This is a genomic window from uncultured Granulicatella sp. (assembly GCF_963516875.1).
GTDB lineage: Bacteria > Bacillota > Bacilli > Lactobacillales > Aerococcaceae > Granulicatella.
This window is the reverse complement of sequence record NZ_CAUQCL010000003.1, coordinates 43484-63508: the sequence shown is the minus strand read 5'-3', so window position 1 is coordinate 63508 and position 20025 is coordinate 43484. Positions and strand designations below refer to the sequence as shown.

Annotated in this window: 16 protein-coding genes; all 16 read right to left on the bottom strand. The window is 31.7% G+C overall.

Annotated elements, in window-relative coordinates; all coding sequences use genetic code 11:
* Positions 1 to 278: 278 nt before the first annotated feature.
* The 16 genes from RWM24_RS01990 to RWM24_RS01915 all read right to left on the bottom strand — a co-directional run bounded on the left by RWM24_RS01990 (position 279) and on the right by RWM24_RS01915 (position 20024).
* Positions 279 to 3563 carry an SHIRT domain-containing protein gene (locus tag RWM24_RS01990; protein ID WP_314111038.1) on the bottom strand — a complete coding sequence of 1095 codons (3285 nt, stop codon included), beginning with the start codon at positions 3561 to 3563 and terminating at the stop codon, positions 279 to 281.
* A gap of 190 nt (positions 3564 to 3753) precedes the next feature.
* Positions 3754 to 5166, bottom strand: coding sequence for an ATP-binding cassette domain-containing protein (locus tag RWM24_RS01985; RefSeq protein WP_314111037.1), 1413 nt, complete (start codon positions 5164 to 5166; stop codon positions 3754 to 3756).
* Positions 5166 to 6680, bottom strand: coding sequence for an ABC transporter substrate-binding protein (locus RWM24_RS01980; protein ID WP_314111036.1), 1515 nt, complete (start codon positions 6678 to 6680; stop codon positions 5166 to 5168). The genes RWM24_RS01985 and RWM24_RS01980 overlap by 1 nt, the downstream gene beginning before the upstream one ends.
* Positions 6677 to 7462: an ABC transporter permease gene (locus RWM24_RS01975; RefSeq protein WP_314111034.1), complete on the bottom strand. Its 786-nt coding sequence runs from the start codon at positions 7460 to 7462 to the stop codon at positions 6677 to 6679. Before RWM24_RS01975 ends, RWM24_RS01980 begins: the two co-directional genes overlap by 4 nt.
* Positions 7459 to 8394: an ABC transporter permease gene (locus RWM24_RS01970; protein ID WP_314111033.1), complete on the bottom strand. Its 936-nt coding sequence runs from the start codon at positions 8392 to 8394 to the stop codon at positions 7459 to 7461. Before RWM24_RS01970 ends, RWM24_RS01975 begins: the two co-directional genes overlap by 4 nt.
* A gap of 13 nt (positions 8395 to 8407) precedes the next feature.
* Complete coding sequence (locus RWM24_RS01965; RefSeq protein WP_314111032.1) at positions 8408 to 9139, bottom strand: class I SAM-dependent methyltransferase; 732 nt, start codon at positions 9137 to 9139, stop codon at positions 8408 to 8410.
* Positions 9139 to 9915, bottom strand: a complete 777-nt coding sequence (locus RWM24_RS01960; protein WP_314111030.1) for a class I SAM-dependent methyltransferase — start codon at positions 9913 to 9915, stop codon at positions 9139 to 9141. Before RWM24_RS01960 ends, RWM24_RS01965 begins: the two co-directional genes overlap by 1 nt.
* 141 nt (positions 9916 to 10056) lie before the next feature.
* The gene (locus RWM24_RS01955) at positions 10057 to 11115 is read right to left on the bottom strand and encodes a 3D domain-containing protein (protein WP_314111029.1); all 1059 of its coding nucleotides are present in this window, start codon (positions 11113 to 11115) and stop codon (positions 10057 to 10059) included.
* A gap of 128 nt (positions 11116 to 11243) precedes the next feature.
* A complete protein-coding gene (locus RWM24_RS01950) occupies positions 11244 to 12425 on the bottom strand; it encodes an ABC-2 transporter family protein (RefSeq protein ID WP_314111199.1) in 1182 nt (393 codons plus the stop codon).
* Positions 12425 to 13012, bottom strand: a complete 588-nt coding sequence (locus tag RWM24_RS01945; RefSeq protein ID WP_314111027.1) for an ABC transporter ATP-binding protein — start codon at positions 13010 to 13012, stop codon at positions 12425 to 12427. Before RWM24_RS01945 ends, RWM24_RS01950 begins: the two co-directional genes overlap by 1 nt.
* A 157-nt stretch (positions 13013 to 13169) precedes the next feature.
* A complete protein-coding gene (locus tag RWM24_RS01940; RefSeq protein ID WP_006702719.1) occupies positions 13170 to 13652 on the bottom strand; it encodes a nucleoside 2-deoxyribosyltransferase in 483 nt (160 codons plus the stop codon).
* A gap of 34 nt (positions 13653 to 13686) precedes the next feature.
* Positions 13687 to 15312, bottom strand: coding sequence for an ATP-binding cassette domain-containing protein (locus tag RWM24_RS01935; protein ID WP_314111025.1), 1626 nt, complete (start codon positions 15310 to 15312; stop codon positions 13687 to 13689).
* 112 nt (positions 15313 to 15424) lie between these two features.
* Positions 15425 to 17068 carry a Na/Pi cotransporter family protein gene (locus RWM24_RS01930; protein ID WP_314111024.1) on the bottom strand — a complete coding sequence of 548 codons (1644 nt, stop codon included), beginning with the start codon at positions 17066 to 17068 and terminating at the stop codon, positions 15425 to 15427.
* Positions 17069 to 17348: 280 nt separating this feature from the next.
* Entirely contained in the window at positions 17349 to 17612 is a 264-nt protein-coding gene (locus tag RWM24_RS01925) for a type II toxin-antitoxin system antitoxin, RelB/DinJ family (RefSeq protein WP_314111023.1), read from the bottom strand.
* A gap of 137 nt (positions 17613 to 17749) precedes the next feature.
* Positions 17750 to 18832, bottom strand: coding sequence for a hypothetical protein (locus RWM24_RS01920; RefSeq protein WP_314111021.1), 1083 nt, complete (start codon positions 18830 to 18832; stop codon positions 17750 to 17752).
* The gene (locus RWM24_RS01915; RefSeq protein ID WP_314111019.1) at positions 18810 to 20024 is read right to left on the bottom strand and encodes a hypothetical protein; all 1215 of its coding nucleotides are present in this window, start codon (positions 20022 to 20024) and stop codon (positions 18810 to 18812) included. The genes RWM24_RS01920 and RWM24_RS01915 overlap by 23 nt, the downstream gene beginning before the upstream one ends.
* Between the last annotated feature and the right edge of the window lies 1 nt (position 20025).

The following is a 20025-nucleotide window of genomic DNA, read 5'->3' as shown; positions in this document are numbered from 1 at the left end:
AGGACGATTATTTCGTGGTACCACCTAATTTTGAATAGAGCCATTCTCTATTCCTCTACTAAATAACGGCTCTTTTGCCGGAATAACTTTGCATTATTCTCCTCCAGAGTGTCTTTCAATTCTTTCAGTCTTATGAGAAACTTTCAGCCATGATTTCTCTCTCTAATTGCTGTGAATCTACTTAGCTCCTTCACTGGATTTCCTATGAAATTGATACTAATTTACTAAAAAGTTTACCGTTTGTCAAGTGATGTGATTAGAAGATATGAATTTAGGTATTATTCTTCATCTTTTTTCTTTACTACTGTTGGTGTAGCTAATCCTAATCCAGCAAGAATTGCTAGCACAGCTGGTGTAAAGGTTGCTAATTCTTCTGTACCTGTATTTGGTAATTCTTGTTTAGATACAGGAGTTAAAGTTTCCACTGATGTAGCAGGTTGTTCTGGTTTTGATTCTAGCTTAGGATTTGGTTTTGGTTCTGGCTTAGGTTCCGGTTTTGGCTCTGGCTTAGTCTCTGGTTTTGGTTCTGGTTTTGGCTTAGTTTCCTTTTCTACATATTCCCAAAGTCCTAAAAACTGAACATTTTCTTTATTGATTACTTTTTTATCTTCTTTATAACCTTTAAATACCCAGCTTCCATTTCCATCCTTTACCTCTGTTGTTGATGGTGATTCCGCTTTAACTTCAGTTCCATTAATATACTCTTTTTTATCGGTAGGAGTTAATTCAGTTATATTCTTCGGTAATTCTTTTCCTGCTGTTACACTTTGGAATTTATAAGATACATTATATTTATTTGCTTCAAATACCCATGTCCCTATAAACTCTACATCTGCTTTATGTACTACTTTACTTTCTGCATCGTAGCTCTTGTATACCCATTTACCATCATTTACTGTATCTACATACTCAGTGGTTGTCGGTTTAGTTGCATCCACATTTGCTTTATCTACGTAACGTTTTTGGTCTGTTGGTTTATATTCTTCTATTGTTGCTGGCAATGTCTTACCTGATGTTCCACTTTGGAATCTATATATTACTCCATATTTATTCGCTGTAAATTCCCATGTTCCTAAAAATTCTACATCTGCTTTGTTTATTTGTTTTTTAGTTGCATCATAACCTTTGAAGACCCATTTACCATCATTTACTGTATCTACATACTCTGTAGATGTTGGTTGAGTCGCATTTACTTCAGCCTGATTTGCATAACGGTTTTGGTCTGTTGGTTTATAGTCTTCTATTGCTGCTGGCAGATTTTTTCCTTCTGTTCCACTTTGGAATCTGTATGTTACACCGTACTTATTAGCTTCGAATTCCCATGTTCCAATGAACTCTACATCTGCTTTATTTACTACTTTACTTTCTGCATCGTAGCTCTTGAATACCCATTTTCCGTCATTTGCTGTATCAACGTACTCTCTAGTTGTCGGTTGAGTCGCATTTACATTAGCTTTATCTGCATAACGATTTTGGTCTGTTGGTTTATATCCTTCTATCACTGCTGGCAATGTCTTACCTGGTGTTCCACTTTCAAATCTATATGTTACACCATATTTATTAGCCTCGAATATCCATGTTCCAATGAACTTCACATCTGCTTTGTTTACTTGTTTTTTAGCTTCATCATAGCCTTTGAAAACCCATTTACCATTATTCTCAGTATCTGCATACTCTGTAGATGTTGGTTGAGTTGCATTTATTTCTTCCTGATTTCCATAACGGTTTTGGTCTGTTGGTTTATATCCTTCTATTGCTGCTGGCAATGTCTTACCTGGAGTTCCGCTTTGGAATTTATAAGATACATTATAAAATGTAACATAACCTAGTTCTAAAACATTAGCTTCTACTTTATTAATAGGTAAATTTGTGGCTGAATTAAACCAACCTATTTTCCCTGCATTTGGATGAACATTACCCTCAACAGAACCTGTTACTCTTAGAACTGTTTCACCATTTGTATCTGCTAACCCTTTGGCTTTTTCTTGATTAATACGAATAACCATATGATTGATTTCTTCATCACTCTTATTAGGGAATAATGCTTTAAGTTCTGTTGATGTAAGAGAGCGAAGTGTCATATTGCGCATAATTGTTTCGGCAATAGACTTACCTGCATCCGGTTTTACTACGTTCTCAGCTATACGCTCATTTCGTTCGTTTTCTGGACGATCACTATCCTTATCATTTAACGATCTAAGAATCATTCTGAATGTTATATTATGGTTATCCTTAGTTTCAACACCAAATGTGACTCTAGGGTCCGTATTACTAACGATTGAATTAAAGCTATCTTTTGAATTTCCTAAATCTGTTCCATTTTTTGAATATACATGTAGAAGTTCCTTCGTTCCATCTTCCTTAATTCCAAGAGCATATAAGGGTCTCCATGAGTAACCATTAAACTCTGCATATAATTTTTCCGGAACGACTAAATCTTTGTCTAAATTCACATTTAAGTCTACATATGTGTAAGTTTTTCTCCTTTCGTTCAATTCAAATTGATTTCCTTTATATGAATTAGATAAAACAGGACCAACATATCCTACATGAGGATTTCTGTACACAGTCATCGCTGTAGTCTTATCCATTTCAAACTCAGCTTTTAGAACCACTTCATTCACTTTTGTAGTATCATTATTTTCCGGTTTATACTCATCGATGATACGTCGTGTATTTTTTTCTTTATCTTCTGTTTCTTTATTTAGCTTAGTATTAGGTAATACTTCTTCAGATTTTACATTCGTATCAATATTAACCTTATTATCATTAATTTTAAATTTATTCATTCCACCTATAATCGCAAATCCCATAGAAAATTTATCTGTAGGGAAAGGATCATCTTGATCATTTAAACTAGCATAAACACCATACAGTTTGGAATCAGCTTTCAATCCATCTGGAAAAGCTGTGGCCAAAGTGTCTTCTGGGGAGAATAGTCTTGCTCCTTCTGCAATTTTTCCATCTACAGGTGGTTTGTCAGACCAACCAAGAAAAGTTTTTGCAGCAGCACGGAAAAGACCGGTATTTGGTAAGGGACTCCCTAATTTATCTGTAGCATTCTTATATGTATTTTCAGTATCTTTTTTTTCGTGTGATTCACTTGTCCATTGACCGATAAGACTTACTTTACCATCATAATTTGCTGTCGTATCTCTTTTAAATCTTCTAGTTCTTGAAGGTTCGGGATTTGGTGTAGTTTCTGAACTACCTGAGTTTGATGAATTTTCTATTGTTCCTGTAGTTGTTGAAGGTGAACCACTATTTTTATCTACTGTATTAGATGTATGAATAACAGCATTTAATTTATTTGTTTCAGTATTCTCTAAATTAGTATGTTCAATGTTTGAACTGTCATTAGCCGAAAGAGAATCTTTTGGCTTATTATTTTCTGATAAATGTTCATTTGCTAATTCAGAAGATGGTATCCCATTATCTTTTGCATATACTGCACCACTTCCTATAAATAACATAGCACTAACAGCAACACTAACTGCACCGACATGATATTTTCTAATTGAGAAACGTAAAGTTTTTTCTTTGTTATTTCTTTTAAATTTCATACTTCAAGCATCCTTTCTTGTTAATCAATTCACTGGCATGTTAATTATACATTTATTCACAAATTTTATCAAACATTACTAATTTTCTATTCTTATTTCTTCATAAACTAAAAATCCCCTACTATTTTGTTAGTAAGGGATTCTTGTACATTTTATTCTATTCAAAATATTCATTCTTATGTTTTTAGTCTCATGAATTAAAAGCATCCATCAATCGCCCTTCTGTTAACACAATGACATGAGAGCAAATCGCTTCAATTAACGACTGATTATGGCTAATAAATACTATTGTCATCTTTGTTTCTTCTTGAACTTTTTGTAATACTTTTATAACCTTTTCTTGATTCGCATCATCTAGTGAACTCGTTATTTCATCACAAATCAAGCACTCAGGTTGAGCTAAAATAGCTCTTGCAATCGCACATCTTTGACATTGTCCGCCAGATAATTGATGAGGATATTTTTCTAACCAATCAAATTCTAATTCTAGGCTTGTAAATAATTCCTGAATCATTCGAATCCGTTCTGATTGATTCTTAATTTGTCGCATAAACCTTAACGGTTCTTCCAAGCTCTTCAATATTGTTTGATTCGGATTAAACGATAATAGACTATTTTGGAATAAATATTGAACTCTTCTGTAATAACTTTGTTTTTCATGAATCAATAATTCTCTTAATTGTTTTCCTTCAATCTCAATACTGCCTTCATATGGAATAAAGCCTGATAAAATCTTTGCAAGAGTGGTCTTTCCTGCTCCTGAATGCCCCATTATTCCAGTTACTTTGTATTTTGGAATATCAATCGTAACGCTTTGAAGAATCGCATCATTACTTTGATAATGATTAGATACATTTTTCAATTGGAAAAATACTTCTTTTTCGACAGCAGTGTCTCGAACAAATGGAATTCTTTCTTGTAGTGCTTCCTCTTTTTCTACAAATTGTCCCTCTTCTAAAGTCAACACTTTCGAACAACATTGATAGGCTAATTCTTGTTGATGTGTCACCATAATGGTTGCTACTTTATGATGCTTTGCAAAAGTAACAATTAATTGCATCATTTCCATTTGCAACGGAGCATCTAAAGCACTAAAAGGTTCATCAGCAATAATTAATTTCGGCTGATTGATAAAAGCCATTGCAATCATCACTCTTTGCAGCATTCCTCCAGATAATTCGTGAGGATATAATTGTAATACTTTTTCCTCTAATTGAACAATTTTCAGAGTTTCGATAATTTTTTGTGGTTCTGGTTGTACCATTAATTCTTCCAATTGTTTCCCAATTGTAAATAACGGGTCCAAACTATGTTGTCCATTTTGAAAAATGATGCCAATATCCTGTCTCAAATATTCTCTTCTCTTGTTACGATCTAATATTAACCAGTTTTCTTCTAAAAACTTCATTTCAGTCACATTCATCATTACCTTTTGATGAATATTTCCAAGAATACATTCTAAAAAAGTCGATTTCCCAATACCCGACTCGCCAATAATTCCAATGACTTCTCCTTCTTTAATGGAAAAATCTAAATCTTTGAGGACTACTTCCTGTCCATAAGAAGCATTTAATTGTTTGACGTCAAGAATTTTCTGTGTCATTAGTCTTTTACCAATTTATTCGTAATATGATAGAAATCTGATGGAGATAATTCAAAATGATGAATATAATTGTTCATTGCCCCATGTAAGTTAACAAATCCAATGTAATCGACAATTGCGTCATCTCTTGCATAATCTTGAATTTCTGCTACTTCACTGCGGATTTTAGCTGCATCTACTTCATGAGCTAAGGTAGAAATTTTTTCATCTAACCATGAGTCTGAATTTTTAACATAATTTAAAGCTCCATCACTCGATAATGTTGCATCTAAGAAGTAGTGAGGATCTCCCGTTGGCAATGTTAATGCGGAAGCTAATGCAATGTCATAATCTAATTGGTTTAATCCATCGACTTTTTCTTGAATATCAATTTTCAAATCAATCCCTAATTGTTTAAACTGTTGTTGCAGTGCTGTAGCAATTTTTTCAATAGCTAATCTCTTATAGGTTTTTAGAACAATTTGTAACGGCTCATTTTGCGCATTCACTAAAATTCCATCTGCATTTTTAGTTTGATAGCCAGCTTCTGCTAATAATTTAGTTGTCATTTCTGGTTGGTATTGTTTATTAGCAAATGTACCACTTGAATAAATACTAGAATCTAAAAAGGCACCATCTGCAGGAGTGACATGACCTTTTAAGAAGTCTTGTGTTAATTCTTGTTTATTAATCGCATGTAAAATCGCTTGACGAACTTTTTTATCTTGTAATCTTGCTTTGTTCAATTCTAAATGATACGTTCTCGTACTTGGTTGATTATACACTTGAACAGAAGAATCTTTCATTAATGAATCAGCTACATCATCATTTAAATCTAATCCACCATCTACTTCTTTAGATTTTATCGCTAATTCCAATGTTTTTTGATCTGGAATTAATTGATAATGTACTTCCTTAATCGATGCATTACCATCCCAATAATGAGTCGAAGCCGTTAATGAAATAGAATCGTTTGGTTTAAATTCTGTCACTTCATAAGGGCCCGTTCCTACAATCTTGTCTGTACTTGTTACATCTACAATAGCTGTTTTAGCATCCACTAATTCATGAATAAACTGAGGACTTGGTTTTTCAGTATGAATTGTAAAAGTTAGTGAATCATTAGCAGTATAAGTAGCTGTTTTAAAAATTTTACCCGACTTATGGTTTTCTCCTACTCTTTGAAGACTAGCAATGACAGCGTCACTAGTAACAGCATTTCCATTTGAAAATGTAAGTTTTTCTTTTAAATGAATTTCCCATGTTTGATCATCAATCTTCTTATAAGAGGATGCTAACCATGGTTCTACATCAAAGTCCTTTGTTAAACGGAATAATGTTTCTCCAATCCCAAAACGAATGGTATACCAACCTTCCCAATCTTTTGCGGGATCAATGCCTGCTGTAAATTGAGAATATCCAATTTTAAAAGTTGAATTTTGAGTACTTTCTTGTTGTTGAGATGCTGGCTGTACGGGGGCACATCCTACTAATACTGCTGCTGCAATGGTTAATAACATATTTTTTAATTTCATAAATTTCTCCCTTTCTGTTGAATCCAATAGTGGATTCCGTTAAATATAATAATCGTTAGAGTTATCGCAAGTCCTGGTGCAATCATTAACCATGGTGCTTGTTCAAACGATAATCTTCCCTCATTTAACATCGCTCCCCATTCTGGTTGAGGAACTTTTACTCCTATCCCTAAAAAAGATAATGTTGCTAAACTTAAGATTGTACTTGAAACATTGACAATCATATACGTCACTAATGGTACTTGAATATTTTTTAAAATTGTAATCAGCCGATACCATAATGGTGCTCCTTGCATATACATTACCGTTACATATTCTCGAACTTTAATGTTACGAATTTCTCCTCTTGTTAATTTGGCATAATAAGGCAAATAACTAATGACAAGCGCAATGACCCCATTTCTTAAGCCTCCACCTAATACTCCAGCTACCGTAATGGCTATGAGTAAACTAGGAATGGCTAATAAAATATCTACGAGGTTCGTTACGATTCTGTCAATCCATCCACCAAATAACCCAGCTACTCCTCCTAAAAACATTCCACCTAAATAAGATAATCCAACGATTAAAAGAGAAGCGCCGATAGAATATCTAGCTCCTACTATCACTCGAATAAACACATCTCGACCAAAGTCATCCGTTCCAAACCAATGATGAGCGTTTGGTGGTCTTAACAAATCACTAGCATTCATCGTTTCGTAGTTAAGGAACACTGTACTCCACAATAGTAATACACATCCTATTAAGATGAGTGACATAACCCATTTTCTTTTATTGTTCATGGCAATTCACCACCTTTAATACGGCTATCTGTCCGATTCTGTAATTCATCCGAAATTTGAGTGAGTACCAAATATAAAAAGCTAATACATACAACTATCATCTGAACGACTGGATAATCTCTTGAACTAATACTATCCATTAATAACTTCCCAATTCCTGGCCAATAGAAAATCGTTTCTACCACAACGACACCAGCCATCAGAGAACCAAATGATAGTAAAATAATCGTCACCATTGTAGGAAATATATTTTTCAATAAATGTCTTTGAAAAATTTTTGACTCTTCCATCCCACGATAATAAAGCACTTTAACATATTCTTGTTGTAATTCTTGTTCTAACAACGCTGAAAATTGTTGAATAAATTTTGCACTCACCGGAATCACAATTGTAATAATCGGTAATATTAATCCAATCCCACCTTGATTGGATAATAATGGAACCCATTTTAATTGAACGCTAAATACATACATTAAGAAATAACCAATGACGAAAGATGGTAATGACATGTAAAAAAATAAGATTAATTGAAAAAGTAATTTTACAATTCGGTTTTGACATCTCACCAAAAATATCGAAAACGGAATGGAGATTCCTAATGAAATCACTAGAGTAATAATTGCCAATTGAATTGAATTCAAAGCGGCTGGAATCATTAATTTCTCAACCTTGATATCAGACATTAAACTCTTACCAAAATCACCTTGGAGAAATGTAAAGAGCCAATTCCCATATTGTACAAGTAAAGGTTGATTCAGTCCCATTTCCTCACGCATAAGTGCAAGAGCTTCTGAAGAGACACGACCAGTCCCAGCAGACATTTTAACAGAAGCAGGATCACTAGGTGCTAAATGAATGAGTAAAAATACAAAAAATGAAATACCGACAAATAAAATAGATATGGTTAAAATTCTTTTCAAACCTTTAAACATTCACTACCACTCCTTACTTCTTAGCACATAGTAAGAACAAAGGTGTAGGATTATAAAATTCATCTTTTTCTAGATAAATTCTTTGACTAATCGTGCGATCAATTTGAAGAGAGTCAACTTCTTGATTTAATAAATATTGCACATCCCATTGCGGTCGTACTTCACTTGAAATGGATAAACTTCTTTGAATCATTTCGCATTCTGATAAAGTATCTTGACTTAAATGATGATGCGCATGATGCTGTGGTAAATGACTTGTATCCGTCATACTCGAAGCACCATAATTTCCATCAATATTAATGAGTAATCCACCTTTTTTTAATACTCGAAGCCATTCATCATAAGCTTTAGGAACATCTGGTAATGTCCAAGTCACATTTCTAGCAATGACGATATCAAAACTTACATCTTTAAACTCAAGATTTTGAGCATCCATCACTAAAAATTGAGCATTGAACTTTTCCTGTTTCGCAAAAACAGTCGCTAAATGAATCATTTCCTTTGTTAAGTCAATTCCTATTACTTCATGCCCCATCTGACTTAAAATTCCTGTAAAGAATCCTGTTCCACAACCAATATCTAAAATTTTTAAAAATTTCTTGTATGGTAAATATTTGGCAAACTCTGTAATCCAACGATCCTTCAATGGACTATGAAATTCTCTTGTACGTTGCTCTAAAAAAGAAGAGCTTCGATTTGTCCAATAATTTTCAACTCTCTCATGAATAGTTTGTTCTTGTGTCATCACGCATCCCCCTTTACGACTTTGATACAAAACATCGGTGTCGCACCATAATTTAATTGTTCTTCATAATCCCATACTAAATTTCCAAAATTTTCTTCCGTTTCTACAGAGATACCTTCCAGTGAAGAAAAATAATCGATATCCCATTGCGGTCTTTGTTGATAGGTCAAAGGTAATTGTTGAACAATCCATTCCATTTTTTCCTCATCAACACCTTCACCTTGCCAATAATCTTCTAACTTTTCTTCTATCGCTTGTTGACGCTTTGCTTCGAATTCTTTTTCTAATGATTCATTTTCTAGAAATGTATACCAATTCGCATCAAAAATAAGTAGAGATCCATTTGGTTTCAACACTCTTAACCATTCTGAATAAGCTTGTAGAGGTTTTTCTAAATTCCACGTTAAATTTCGACTAACAATCATATCAAAACTTTCTGGTTTAAACTCTAAATTCTGGGCATCCATCTGCAAAAGCTGAATACTTGAATTTTCTTTGCCATATTTTTGAATATTCCCTTTAGCAACTTCTAGCATTTTTTCGGAAACATCCACACCTGTTATACTGTTATATCCTAATTCTTCTAAAATAATTGTAAAAAATCCAGGTCCTGTACCTATATCTAATACATTATGTTGTTGATTAGCTGGTAACAATCGTTTTAATTGGTTTTTCCATCTTTCTCTTTGAATTCCCTCTAATTCTTTTTGATTCACCTTGGAATATCCTGTATAACGATGATTCCAATAATATTGTATTTCTTCTAATAAGTTCACATTTGTTACTCCCTTAATTCCTAACTCGATGCTAATCTGTTACAAGTTTATCAAAGTATATCGGAATTTATGTTAACAAATAATCACAAAATCAGAATTTTTTCTACAAAAAAAAGAATTTCAGCGCCTCTGAAATTCTTCTTAATTCATTACTTGTATTGTAATTTTTTGTCTACCAAAATCCATTGCTTGTTGTACTTCAGGAAAATGTAAGTCAATTCGATTCCCCTTAATATCTCCACCTGTATCCCCAGCAATCGCTATCCCATAACCTGGAACTTCCACTAAAGTGCCTAACGGAATTTGAGTAGGATCTACTGCAATAACATTTGGATTCGATCTTAAATCAATTCCCATCGCTGTATAATTACTTAATCCCGGTTGTTTATAAGAATAAGCAGTTGCTTCTGCTGCAAATTCTTTCCCATTTGACGTTGATTTTACTTCATTTGAAAGTGACTGAAAATTAGAAGAAGTCTTATTATTTCCTTTGGATTCAATATTATTTTTTACTATTGAATCTTTAACTTCAGTTGAATGAACTTGTTCTGTTTTCTTATCCTCAGGAGAATGATGCGTTGTTGGTTCGGTATTCTCACTTAATGCTTGAGCCTTACTTTCTTGTTCACGAATTGCAAATAATGCTTCTTTATTCGTCGCAAGATTTCGTTTTAACACTTGAATACTATCCGAATAAAGTGTAGATTCTGTTTGTAACTCTTCTTGTTTTTTTAATAAAGTATCTTCTGTATCTCTTAATTCTTTTTGAGAATTTTCTAAAGTTTGAACTTCTTTTTGATAATTTCGAATTGTTAAAATATCCGATTTGAATAATTCTTGAATAACGATTAATCGATGAAAGAAATCCGAAATACTTGTTGCTTGAAGCAGTTGAACAAATCGTTGATAAATTACTCCACTTGATTGTAAAGCTACCATTCTTTCTTTAACGACTATTTCCTTTTCTGCTAATTTTTCTTGCTGTTCATTTATTTGAAGTTCTAATTCTTTTTGATTGGATTTCAATTCATTTAAGTCTTGTTTCAAACTTTCAACTTGTCGATATTTCTCATTCGCAACATTTAATTTTTGAGAAATTTCTTGTTCTAATTGTTGAATTGATTCTTGAGAAATTTCTTGCGCATGAATGAACATTGGAAAACTAGTCCATAATAAACAAGCTATTCCACTAATAACCATGCTTTTTCTTAATCGTTTATCCAGTATCCTTCACCACACTTTCTCCATAGTATTCTCCATTATACAATTTGGACATAAAAAAAACGTAACAACCGTATTACAGTGTTGTTACGTTTTACCCTTGATCTTTATTGATTCAAAACTTTTTTGAACGAGAAACCATTTACTTTCTCTAAAAGTAAAATAAACACAAATAAAATTATAATAAGAATAGGAAGGACAATTATTCCCATACTCCCACTTAATTGTGCATTATGAATATTTTGAGGCAAGCTTCCTGTTAAAACCTCAACTGAACGTAAATAAGTAAATGGAATAATATGTGCTACTCTCTGTAAAGGTTCAATGACATTTATACCAAAGACGAATCCCACAATTAAAATTAATGAGATAAATAAAGCAACTGTTTTTTGTTTGAAAAAGAAACTAATTAAATAGACTACTTCAACAATAACGATAAATACTAAAAATTCTAAGGCTAAACTCTCCAATAATATATTCTGTATTTTAACAATCACTATCTCTTGCTTAGCAACATCAAAAATTGGATATGGATATTCCAAAGTTCCTAACCCTTGATTGAATAATCCTAAAAATAAAGAAATAGCACAGATTACTAGAAACACAATGGTTACATACCCAACTCCTACTCCAAAAGAACTAATAGCAAACTTCACTTTTGAAAAAGGAAGTAACTTGGCGGTATCCAAATTACCTTTAAATCGATCTGTAAATAGTTGTGTTAACATAAAAATAATCGAAATTAAAAATAAAGTTGGAATAATAGTAGTTAATGTCCATACTACTTGATCAATTCCATAAGTTGGAAAATCTAAAAGATGCGCCTTAATATTTAATGGATATAAAGCTTCATACACCTTCCATTCACGATATACTGCCCGTTTTAATTCCGCACTAGAATAAGGCTCTTTTGAAATTCTACCGAAACTCTTTTCTTCATATTTCGCTTGTAAAGCATAAGCCTCTTTCCACTTTTGTTGTTCTAATAAAGATAGAATATATTTTCTTTCCTCTAATTGATTCTGATTCAATTCTAAATTTTTCTTTGTAGACTGATATTCTTCTGACTCACTATCTGTCGTTTGAGATAATTTATCTTCATTTTCTTTAATCAGTTGTTCGTTTTTTACGATGCTACTTTGTATTTGACTTTCTAAACTAAGTTTCTGTGCCGTTCTACTATTCATATAAAATGCAATACTGATGACAATTGCTAGCAGCGCAACTATAATGACATTCAACCGACTTTTTAAAGCTTTTTTTACTAAAAATAAACTAAAATGTTTCATCATTGCACCTCTTCTATTCGACAATTTTCAATCTTTACAATTTTATCGCAGACATCCATTAATTCTTCTTTGTAGTGAGAACTTATGATCATCAATTGTTGTGTTTGGATTTCTTTTAATCGATTGAAGAACTTAGTACGATAATACTCATCTAAACCATTTGTAATTTCATCCATTAACCAACAGTCTGCTTGACTCATAAAATACATTGCAATTAATAATCTTTGTTTCATCCCTAGTGAATATTTTCGAATGGGTAGATGAATATAGTCAGACATTTCCCAATACTCAATTTCTTTCTCTAAATTTTGAGATGAATTCCAAACATTTTTTATATAAAGTAAATAATCTATTCCGCTTAAATTTCCATCAAACCATTCAATCGTTTCATAATAAAATAGTGAAGATGGAGCTATGATATGTCCACTATCTACTGAAATTAACCGACATATTGCACGAAATAATGTAGTTTTTCCAGAACCATTAATCGCAACCATACCATATATATTTCCCTTTTCAAATGTAAAATCTATATCTTTTAAAATTATTTCTCTTGTCTTTAGACGAACTTGATTCAGTGTAATCATACAAATCCCCTCTTTTAACTAATTTACATTTTAACATTGATATCATTTTCAGTTTATCATTTGATATCATTTTTTACAATACAAAAATAACCATTCACTTATGAGTACAAAATAAAAAATCGACACTCTTGTTGTCATTTAGAGTGTCGAATTTGTTTTAAGCCATAATATAAGCAGGTAAAGCTTCTAATAATTCTTGCGTACTTGAGAAGACTTCTCCTCTTAATTTAATGAGACCTACTGTATATAAATTTGCATATGGGAATTGAGATTCAGCAACTTCTTGTAATGCTACTAATTTTTCTGCATTTTCAGCCCCATATTGACGACTATCACTATATAAAGCCAAAATTGGAATACCAGCTTGATACGCAATTCCAATCTCACTAGCAACACCTGCATCAATAATCGCACCATCTAAAATGGCAATAACTAAATCTGCATCTAGTAAAGCATCTGTATCATATCTAGCAATCATCGTTGAATCTGCAAAAGAATTTTTATCATTAATCGCCATTTGTTCTTGTGGAAGATAAACCTCCAATTGAGGATATTCTTCTCGAATTCGTTTAACAAAACTCTCGTTAAAAGCTAATTCCATTTCTGAAAATAATGGACTGGCAAAATAAATTTTTTTCATAGCGCTTCTCTCCTATAGCAAATTAAAGTCGATCTTATTGATATAAAGCATCTACACGTGCTTGAACTTCGTTATTTTCTAAGAATTCATCATAAGTAGATTCCATACGATCCACAACACCTTTAGGTCCGATTTCAATAATACGGTTTGCTGTTGTTTGAATAAACTCATGGTCATGACTTGAGAATAATAATGAACCTTTGAATGCAATTAAGCCATCATTTAATGCTGTAATAGATTCTAAGTCTAAGTGATTTGTTGGGTCATCTAATAATAAGACATTTGCTTTTGATAACATTAATTTAGATAACATACAACGAACTTTTTCTCCCCCTGAAAGAACGGTTACTTGTTTCATAACATCGTCTCCAGAGAATAACATACGACCTAAGAAACTACGTAAGAATGTATTGTCTTGTTCTTCAACCGGTGCATATTGACGTAACCATTCTAAAATATTTAATTGTGGATTTGAGAATTCTTCCGTCATATCTTTTGGTAAGTATGCTTGACTAGTTGTTACTCCCCATTTGAATGTACCGCTATCTGCTTCCATTTCCCCTGTTAAAATTTTGAATAATGTTGTAATCGCAATATCTGAACGACTTAAGAAAGCAACTTTATCGTCTTTTTTCAATTGGAAACTTACATTTTCAAAAAGAACTTCGCCATCAATTGTTTTTGATAAGCCTTCAACGATTAATAAATCATTTCCGATTTCACGAGCAGGAGTAAATCCAACGAATGGATATTTACGGCTAGATGGTTGAATATCATCTAATGTAATTTTATCTAACATTTTCTTACGAGAAGTCGCTTGTTTTGATTTAGAAGCATTCGCAGAGAAACGAGCGATAAATTCTTGTAATTCTTTAATTTTTTCTTCTTTTTTAGCATTTTGGTCTGCTAATAATTTAGCGGCTAATTGACTTGAATGTAACCAGAAATCATAGTTCCCAACGAATAATTTAATTTTACCAAAGTCAACGTCAGCCATATGTGTACATACTTTATTTAAGAAGTGACGGTCATGGGAAACAACGATAACAGTATTTTCAAAGTTAATTAAAAATTCTTCTAACCATGCGATTGATTTAGCATCTAAACCGTTTGTCGGCTCGTCTAGTAATAGGACATCAGGTTTACCAAATAATGCTTGAGCTAGTAATACTTTTACTTTTTCAGCTTCCACTAATTCACTCATTAATTTGTAGTGTAAGTCTTCTGTAATTCCTAGACCTTGTAATAATTGTGAAGCATCACTTTCCGCTTCCCAACCATTTAATTCTGCAAACTCTCCTTCGAGTTCTGCAGCACGAATACCATCTTCTTCTGTAAATTCTTCTTTCATATAAATGGCATCTTTTTCTTTCATAATATCGAATAATTGTTTGTGTCCCATAATAACCGTATCAATTACTCGTTCTTCTTCAAAAGCGAAGTGGTCTTGTTTTAAGACTGTTAAACGTTCATGAGGATCTAAAATAACTTCCCCTGTTGTTGGTTGTAATTCACCAGATAAAATTTTTAAAAATGTAGATTTACCCGCACCATTTGCACCAATCACTCCGTAACAGTTGCCAGGTGTGAATGTAATATTTACTTCATCAAATAATTTACGATCTGAAAATAATAAACTTACGTTTGAAACTTTTAACATGAAATTCTCCTTTTATAACATTTTTATCCTTATTGATTGTACTATAATTATCTATAAATAACAATTAATCACTAAAAAAGATGACACCAAATGGCATCATCTTTTACTTGTTTTATTCAGTTACAACTACTGGACGTCCTAATCTTTGAACCGTCTCACCAATATTTCTAAAGTGGTCACTAATACGTTCTAAGTTACTTAATAAATCCATGACAAAAATACCAGATTCAGCACTTGCAATGCCTTTATTCATACGTTTCATGTACTTATCACGAATTTCAATTTTCAATCGGTCAATTTCTCGCTCAATTGTAATCACTTCTTTAACTTTTACTAAATTACCTGTTGATAATGTATCGATTGACATCGCAAATCCTTTTTGTACTAGTTCAAATACATGTTCTAATTCTGATAAAGTCTTTTCATCTAATACAATATCACGTTCTAATACAGCTTTCGCAAAGTCTGCAATATTTTCAGCATGGTCACTAATACGTTCCACGTCGTTAGCTGTACTAAATAATTCGTCGATCGTTTCTTGGTCAGTTGTTGAAACATTTTGTTGAGAAATTTCGATTAAATATTCCACAATGGCTTTTTGGAACTGATTTACTTGTTGTTCACTAGCAAATGCTTGTTCAATCTTTTCTTGACTTCTTAAACGAATCGCATCAATCGCATAAGTTAATGTTTGATCAGCAGCATGAGACATAGCAGCAAATTCATACATTGTATTTTGTAACGCAATAGATGGAGTTACTAAAATACGTTTGTCTAAATAACTTGTTGGTTTCTCTTCTACTTCGATTAATTCTACTTTTGGTTCTGGAACAATGATGTCCGCTAATTTCACTAATAGATTTGCAAATGGGAATAACACAATGACATTTACAATGTTAAATAGTGTATGAGCATTCGCAATTTGTCTTGCAACATCAGTAGCATCCATAGATGTTACGATATTTGTTAAAATTCCTGTTAAAAACAGCATGAAGTAAATAGTACCGATAATATTAATGCTTAAGTGAATCACTGCAACTTGTTTTCCTCGTCTAGATGTTCCTAAACTACTAATTAATGCAGTAGTACACGTTCCAATATTATCTCCAAAAATAATATAAAGAGCTGTTGAGAATGGTAATACACCTTGAGCTGCTAATGCAATCAACACCCCAATTGTAGCAGAAGAACTTTGAAGCGCTAATGTCATAATAAATCCAAGCGCTACCCCAAATAGTGGATTATGTCCATAATTAACAATCCATTCTGTAAAGGCTGGTAAATCTTTTAGTGGCGCTAATGCGTCTTTTAAATAGTTCATACCAATGAACAAAATTCCAAACCCTACTAAGATTTCAGCTAATTCTTTCATCTTAGGATTCTTCACAATTGCTCCCATTAAAATTCCTGTACCAATTGCAATAGGCGCCCATTGAGAAAGATTAAAGGAAACCATTTGACCTGTAATTGTTGTACCAATATTGGCCCCAAAAATTACACCAACTGCTTGTTGAATCGTCATAATACTAGCATTCACAAATCCGACTACCATTACTGAAGTAGCACTTGAACTTTGAATGACCATTGTGACGAACATCCCAACTAAAACAGCCATCAAACGATTTTTTGTTAATGTACGAACGATACTTTTTAGCTTATCCCCTGCAAATTTTTGCAATCCATCCGCCATTAATTTCATTCCATACAAGAACAAACTTAAACCTGCAACTGCGCCTAAAAACATCTCTAAATACATGGTGTTTTTAACTCCTTTGTTGTCTATTAAATTTTAAATGTTTATGTTCTATAAACAACACGATTGTAACATAGCCAATAACACTTGAAAAGAGAATTTTATGTAAAAATACAAATAACTCCAATCTCTCAATAGACAGAATCTATCAAGAAATTGGAGTTGGTAAATTGTAACAGTTATTGTAAATCTTTTATCAATTTTTCTAAATTGCCTGAAGCATGAAAAACTCTAAGTATAGTAACTATATTATTCTCATATTTATAAAATATGGAATAGTTATTTAGCCATCAATTTTCATCCTAAACTCATTAAAAAATTCATTAACCGAACGAACATGTTCCCCTTCAGCATTCTGATATTCTTGAATCATCATTTTACCAAATTCTTCAGAAGTTATATTTTCAATACTATCTGTATAAGGAGATACAGATAAGGAACGATTAAATGGATGATTTTTGTTTAAAGAAACTTGCTTTAAAAGCAATTCAGTAGATTTTTTGTCTTCTCCATCAACTCTTACATTAATTGTATCAGTTTTTCCCACGATCATACCACCTTTAATTATAACGCAATAATATTGCAATTCATGACAATAGCCAAATTGATCGTATCCTTTCTTAACTACTTAATTAGTGTGCAAATATAAGGTCATTTCCTTCTGGCATCATTCTTCCATCAACTTTATCTTATATTTAAAAATTTTATGAATAGATAATTCGTAACATAAAAAGTAAACAGCATACACGTACTCAACAATAAAAATCCTATAGTAAGAGACTGATTATTGTGAATTATCGGTAACACTATCATCATCCCAAATGGAGTATTAAATAGACCAAAAATAATACAAGTGACGATTAAAGTCAGCAAACAAATAATCGATAATATTTCGTCTTTAAAAAGGAAGACAAGAATTTTTTCAAAAATATAACAAATATAAGTTGACACTACTGGATAAAAGATTGATATAAACAACAAATGATAAGCTGAATAGATCCTAGTACCTTCTAACGTTGCAATAAGAAATGGATAATTAAAAAAATTAACACCAAAAGCTATACAATATAAAGAAATTCCAATCAAAACTATAATTACTGGTAAGAAATAAAACAATCCCAGAGTATAAAACCACTCATCTATATTTAGACGTATTATTGAAATAGGTAACGCTTTGACTAAACTTTTATGGGATAATTTTCGCTTATGAAAATTAGCAACCATGAATATATAAAGAAATAAAAAACCACCAAAAGCTGAAAAATAAAGAATAATTTTTATCACTACATAAGTAGTTTTATAGTGCATATAATCCTGATTACTATCACTTAAATATTCTAATATGAGCTTTTCATCTTCCAATTTACTAATATCAGGCAACTTATCACTATAATTAGGCAACAAAATTTTAAGAGTATTTAATAGCTTAATACGTTCTTTATAAATAGACAACAATTTTTTTGAAGTAACGGACTTTTTATAACTAAAATTTTCTTCAGACAAGTTTTGATATATTTGAGCTATTTGCATTTCCGCCTCTTCTCGAACATCAGTAGTTATACTGTAGTCTTTAGCAAGTAATGCCTTTAAGTCATCCATCATCATAAATTGAGTATTTAATACTTTTTGAGGAGTTTCTGTAGGAACCCATTTGTTATAACCTATCAATAATGCAAAAAGAACAAAAATTATGACAGGAAGCTTGATAAAGTAACCAGTTGAAACTAAATATTTATAATCTAGTTTAATGGAAGAAAATTTTTTCATAACGCTCCCTCTTTTCCTTCAAAGTCATAATACCAATAGAAACTATAAAACAAATTACACTAGTAATTACAAGTACTAACACTCCTCGAACCATTGAAAAGTGTCCATTTAAATAGAACTCATTTTTAACACCATATATTACTGTTCCAAAACTAAAATAAGACGAAGGAATAAAACCAATATACGGCATTTCAACATTTAAAACTTTCATGACCGTTTCTAAAAATATAACGATTATTCCAAAAAGAAATGTTAGGATTTGATTACTAAATAGTTGGTTTAATAAACTACATAAGCTTACAATAAATAAATTCAATAACATTACAAAGCATAGGATAATGAGAAACAGACTGAAATAAGAAATAGTTATAGGCGTATCATTTTCAAATATCACCGTTTTTAAAGTAAAATCTCCTATTCCATTTTTTATAGAAATCATTCCAAAATAAATTAGAAATGCTACAAATTGAACAAAACTTATAACAATCCATTTACTAATCATTTTTTTAATACTATACCTAAAATTACTAATTGGTTTTGCATTCAATAAACTTCTATGTTTAGAATCTGATAAAAATATAGAATTAGACATCACTAACGTAAATAAGAAAAGGAATGGTAAGAAAAAAATATTTGGAATTTTATAATCCAATAATGGTAAGAAAGACTGAACAGCAGTTATACCTATCAATTCATTCATTACATTCTTATCATCAAAATTTTTGTTTTCTAACTGTTGATAATACAACATTGACTGTTGTGTTTGCTTTTTAAATAATATTCCATTTTTAGATGCAGTAGATCCTAAAGTATTTTTATTTGTAATCGTAATATCATACTTTTCACGAATAGAGTCTTCTAATTCCCAAGCTTTAATCATTAATTGAATATACATACTATAATCTTTATTTTGAAAAGCATTTCCAGCATCTATATATGCATTATCAATCTCAACGAATAATTTTTCACCTTCATGTAACTCTCGTTGTGACATTTTACTATCCATTAATAGACTATTTTTGTATTGTTCATGGATTTTTATATTTGTTTGAGTAAATTCATTCATCAATTGATACTGATGATTTAGCTCATAGAGACGTAAAATTGAAAAAATAAATACAATAGAGAGAAAAATGATTACCTGAATTCTTACCAGTCGATTCGTCAATACCATGATAATCTGGCTTTTCATA